This is a genomic window from Streptomyces turgidiscabies Car8 (genome assembly GCF_000331005.1).
Lineage (GTDB): Bacteria > Actinomycetota > Actinomycetes > Streptomycetales > Streptomycetaceae > Streptomyces > Streptomyces turgidiscabies.
In genome coordinates, this window is sequence record NZ_AEJB01000485.1 from 1 (window position 1) to 941 (window position 941).

Sequence of the window (941 nt, forward strand, 5' to 3'; positions counted from 1 at the left end):
GGCTGTGTCACCTCACCACGTGGCCCGCACCTGGCGGATGATCCGCCGACGCAGCCGCACCCTGCGGCTGCCGTCACGCAGCAGGCTCAGGCGGTCCAACTCCCAGTGTCCGTACTCGGCATGGTCAGTCAGCAGACGTGTGGCCTCCTTGCGGGTGACCCCGCGTGGTACGTACACGTCGACAAATTCGTATTCCGGCATCGCATCTATTGTGCGGGCAGAGCCCCGGTACGGATAGCGTCTGCACTATGTCTGATGCTGCGCAGCCCACCGCTGCCGAGGTACGCGCCGCCGCCGAGGCGGTCAAGACCGCGCTCGACCGCCACCTGGCGGCGGTCGAACGCCGGTCGGGGGAGGACGACCCCGATGTCTATGAGGCGTTCAACCAGCTGGCCGCTGCCGCCGAGGTGTACGACGAGCTGCTCTACGACCGCTACGACGAGGTCACCCCCTTCGAGATCCCGGGTACGGACGACGCCCTGCCGCCGTACGCGGGCCCCGAGGAGCCGAACGCGCTGAGTGTGCTCATCCGCCGCGACTACGCCGTGGTGGAGCCGCAGCGACTGCTGGCGCAGGCACAGCGGGTGGAGGCCGCGGACGACGACGGCGCGGGCGTCGAGGTCTCCGGCACGGTGCACGGGGCGCTGGGCATCCTGTTCGGCGAGTTCGAGCCGGACGAGATCGCCTCCCGGCACAAGGAGTTCGGCCTGGAGGAGGGCGACTCCACACTGTGGGTGACGGCGGCGGACGAGTCGGCCGACCCCGGGGAGTGGCTGGAGGCCCCCTTCGACCAGGTCGACGCGGAACGGGTCGTCTGCCGTTTCGACGTCAGCGCGGTCTTCGACGACGACGCGGACGACGTCATCGAGGACGACGACCTGCTGGAGGACGGCCTCGATCCCGACCTGGTGGCGGCGAGGCTGGACGAGGACGAGGACCTG

The 941-nt window shown here is 69.7% G+C and carries 2 protein-coding genes; one reads left to right on the forward strand and one right to left on the reverse strand.

Going from position 1 to position 941, the window contains the following annotated elements:
* Positions 1–12: 12 nt before the first annotated feature.
* A complete protein-coding gene (locus STRTUCAR8_RS34945) occupies positions 13–201 on the reverse strand; it encodes a DUF5703 family protein (RefSeq protein ID WP_018549191.1) in 189 nt (62 codons plus the stop codon).
* A 47-nt stretch (positions 202–248) separates the two neighbouring features.
* Here STRTUCAR8_RS34945 and STRTUCAR8_RS34950 point away from each other — a divergent pair.
* A partial coding sequence (locus STRTUCAR8_RS34950) for a hypothetical protein (protein ID WP_006380960.1) occupies positions 249–941 on the forward strand: 693 nt, incomplete at its 3' end.